Annotated in this window: 4 protein-coding genes and 1 pseudogene; 1 reads left to right on the forward strand and 4 read right to left on the reverse strand. The window is 59.0% G+C overall.

Annotation, left to right across the window (positions count from 1 at the left end):
• The 4 genes from NKF06_RS19950 to NKF06_RS19970 all read right to left on the reverse strand — a co-directional run.
• On the reverse strand, positions 1-1237 hold a 1237-nt coding region (locus NKF06_RS19950; protein ID WP_253246395.1), incomplete at its 3' end, for an AMP-binding protein.
• A gap of 431 nt (positions 1238-1668) precedes the next feature.
• Positions 1669-1863, reverse strand: coding sequence for a hypothetical protein (locus NKF06_RS19960; protein ID WP_253246397.1), 195 nt, complete (start codon positions 1861-1863; stop codon positions 1669-1671).
• 5 nt (positions 1864-1868) lie between these two features.
• Positions 1869-2255 carry an OB-fold domain-containing protein gene (locus tag NKF06_RS19965; protein WP_253246398.1) on the reverse strand — a complete coding sequence of 129 codons (387 nt, stop codon included), beginning with the start codon at positions 2253-2255 and terminating at the stop codon, positions 1869-1871.
• Complete coding sequence (locus NKF06_RS19970; protein WP_253246399.1) at positions 2252-3418, reverse strand: thiolase domain-containing protein; 1167 nt, start codon at positions 3416-3418, stop codon at positions 2252-2254. The genes NKF06_RS19965 and NKF06_RS19970 overlap by 4 nt, the downstream gene beginning before the upstream one ends.
• A 62-nt stretch (positions 3419-3480) precedes the next feature.
• Here NKF06_RS19970 and NKF06_RS19975 point away from each other — a divergent pair.
• A pseudogene (locus tag NKF06_RS19975) lies at positions 3481-3910 on the forward strand (hypothetical protein); the annotation flags it as partial.

Here is a 3910-nt window from a genome sequence, read left to right on the forward strand (position 1 = left end):
TCTCGTAGAACCACATCCACGACTCGGGGTCCCACGGTTCGCCGGTCGACCCGAGTAGTCTGAGCGAAGAGAGGTCGTGGGAGTCGACCCAGTCGTCACCGTACTTCCGGAGGGCGCGAATCGCGGTGGGCGAGATACCGAAGGTGGTGAGGCCGTGGCAGTCTATCATCTCCCAGAATCGGTCCGGATTCGGGTAATCGGGCGCGCCCTCGTACATGAAGATGGTCCCCCCGAAGGTGTGGTTCCCGATGAGCATCCACGGGCCCATCATCCACCCGATGTCCGATACCCAGAAGAATCGGTCCGAGGGCTTGTGGTCGAACCCGAAGTAAATCTCCTTGGCCGTCTGCATCTGCACGCCCGCGTGTGTGTGGACGATTCCCTTCGGGGTGCCCGTCGTCCCCGACGAGTACAGCAGCATCGACTCCTGATTCGCGTCAAGTTCCTTCGTCTCGTACGTATCGTTTTGTGACTCCACGGCGTCGTCCCACCACTCGTCGCGTTCGTCGGTCCACGGGATATCGGCCCCGAGTCGGTCGAAGACGATAGTGTGCTCTACGTGGCCCGCTTCGGCGATGGCGTTATCTGCGGACCCCTTGAGCGTAATCTCGCTCCCACGACGCGAGAACCCGTCGCCCGTGAAGAGCACCGAACATTCGGAGTCGGCGATGCGGGTCGCGGTTGCATCGACACCGAACCCAGAGAAGATGGGAACGGCAATCGCACCTACTTTGAAACAACCGTAGAGGATGGACACGACTTCGGGGACCATCGGCATGTACAGACCGACGGTGTCACCCGTCTCAATACCACGCTCTTCGAGTGCGTTTGCCACCTTGTTCGACTGCCGGTGGAGTTCGTGATAGGTCACTTCACGGACGTTGCCCTGTTCGCTCTCCCAGATGGTCGCGATTTTGTTACGCGTCTCGCTGTCAGCGGTGGCGTGCCTGTCGACGACGTTATGGGCGACGTTCATTGTCCCGCCGGGGTACCATTTAGAGAACTGCGGTCCGTCGCTGTCGTCTCTGACTCGGTCGTAGACCTCGTAGAACTCGATGTCGAGGTAGTCGACGAGTTCGTCCCAGAACCACTCGATGTCGCCGTTCGTCGTTTCGACGAGGTCGTTGTAGTCGTCGATGTCGTACTCATGCATGAACTGCCAGACGTTCGTCGACTCGACGAACTCGTCCGACGGTTCGTGCACTACTGATGTCTCTTCTAGAGGTTCGGCTGGCATGGTTTCGCGTACCAGAGTGTCTGACCGCTTCCGATATAAAATATCGGGAAAGAGCGTCACGTGGGGTCCCCAAAAGTGGCGTCTCTTCGGACCGCTGCCGGACAGTTAGCGACTACTCGAAACGTCCCGTCTCCTTGTAGGACCGGCCGAGTTCAACGTCGTGAACGTGGGCGTTTTCGTCGTGCTGGCCGTCAGTAAGAGACTTGGTCTTCGCTGGTGCACCGCAGGTGAGGTGGCCTTTGGAACCGTCTGGCCCTAGAAGATGATTCCCTAGCAACGATGATGCTGTTCGATTTGACTGTCACACCACGGAGAACCGCGCTCTGCATCCCGACGAGTACGTGGTCTCCGTCGGTGGCGTAATCGACGACGACGTTGTGTCCAACGGTCACCTCGTCACCGATGGTCACTCCGTGGAGCATCGAAAACCCCTAGACGCTGCTCTTTTCGCCAACCGTCGTCGAACCGCCGTCACCTCGCAGACAGACGAACAGCCAGAGGTTCGACCGTGGCCCCACCGCGACGTCGCCGACGGGAGAGGTCAATTTCGACACGAACGCCGAGCCCGCGGCGACCGATTCTTCGCTGAAAATTCGCTCTCGCACGTCTGCCGTGTGTTCGTTCATGATATTCACCTTGGATGGAACGTGACGATACGTTCGTCTGTCGATGCGGATTGCTCCACGTCGAGTTCGACGGCAGTCCCCTGTTCGATAGATTCGGTAGCCGCATCGTCGAGGCGGCCAGTGATGGATACACCACCGAAATCTGCGATGGCGACCACGACCCTGTCTCTGTGTTCGAACCGCGGCGCAGGAACGTGAATCTCGGTGTACGTCACGATACGGCCGGTCGTCGAGAGGGGCACTCTGTCGAGCGTCTCGGAACCACACGTCTTGCAGACTCGGCGAGGGGGAATCCACGCGTGGCCGTTCGGACACTCGAGATAGAAGCCATCGTCCGATTCGATGGCATCCAGCCACGTCGCGTGGTCGCCGTTCGAAACATCGTCGCTCATGTATCTACCTCCACGACGTGGACGACTGCACTCGCCACGGTTCCACCCGCATTGTGGGCGACGGCGACGCGAGCGTCGGAAACGTCGTCGCTCTTCGGATGGTCACCACGAAGTAGTCGAGTCAGTTCGACGAGTTGGGCGACGCCGGTTGCACCCACCGGGTGGCCCTTGGCTTTTAACCCACCGGAGAGGTTCACTGGGAGTCGACCATCGACGGTGGTTTCGCCATTCGCTGCCGCCGAGATTCCGGTCCCCGGTTCGTAGAACCCGAGTGCCTCGATGGCGAGCACCTCTGCGATGGTGAAACAGTCGTGTACCTCTGCGATGTCGACATCGGTGGGCGTAATGTCTGCTTCGTCGTACGCTCGTTCGGCCGCCCACTCTGCAGCGGGTGTTCGAGTGAGTTTGTCCCGGTCTTGTAAGGCGAGTGTGTCTCCTCCTTGACCTGAACCAGTGACCGCGACTGGCGCATCCACTCCGTGTGTTTCTGAGTACTCTTGACTGACGAGAATTGCGGCTGCTGCACCGTCTGTCACTGGACACGCGTCGTACAGTCCGAGCGGGTCGGCGATGGTCGGCGCGTCAAGGACGTCGTCGACCGAAACCTCGTGTCGAAACTGAGCGTACTCGTTGTCCACGGCGTTCGCGTGGTTTTTCACCGAGATTGCAGCCAAGTCCTCGCGAGACCCACCATGTTCCTCGAAGTAAGCTCTGGCGAGGAGGGCGTAGGCGCCTGGAAACGTCAGCCCAACACGGCTCTCGAAGAGGTCGTCAGCAGCCATTGCGAGTGCCTCTGTCGAACCACCGGTACCGAGGTTAGTCAGCTTCTCGACGCCCCCGACGAGAACGACATCCGCGTTGTCGTTCTGAATCGCTTGGACTGCCCCACGGATGGCAAAACCTCCCGATGCGCATGCGTTTTCGAAGCGGGTTGCAGGTACCGAGACCCCAGCGGCATCTGCCATCAACGGCCCCTGATGGCCCTGTTGTTCCGCTACGTCGCCCACGAAGTTCCCGAGACAGAGGAAGTCTACGTCGTCACGCGGGACATCGGCGTCCTGAAACGCTCTATCCGCGGCCTCGGCAAATAGTTCTCGTCCGGTTCTATTCGGATGTACACCCAGCGGTGTAAGCCCAACACCGTCTATGCGAACTGGTTGCATTCGACTTGACCATCGGTAGCACGAATAGTATGTGTTACGGATATCCCAAGCGATCCATCGTACTCGACATTACCACAGTACCCTACTTCGGTGATATCGAAGGAGTGTCGATGGTCAGTAGGGTGAAAGACGGTGGGTGAGGGGCGGGCGTTCAAGCCCGCTACCCTTTCGATCATTGGGCAGAACGCTCTGCTCATCCTGGCTGTTGAACCGGTTCGTGAAAGTTCGGGGTGGGACAACAATCCGCCGAATCGAACCCACCGTATTGTCCGGCGATTTGTCCGTCAAGCGAAAGAACACGTTCCTATCGAGATGGTGCTGTGCGACCGCGAATTCGACTCGGTGCGGGTGTTTCAAACCCTCTCGAACCTTGGCGTGAACTACCTGATTTCCAAACGAATCACCAACTCAGAGCACAAAGCAATTGAGCAGATAGACGTGCAGCCCATCAGAACGCGAAGCGTTCTGAGGACGCCCGTTAGGGCGTTCACT

This window comes from Haloferax sp. AB510 (assembly GCF_024136985.1).
GTDB lineage: Archaea > Halobacteriota > Halobacteria > Halobacteriales > Haloferacaceae > Haloferax.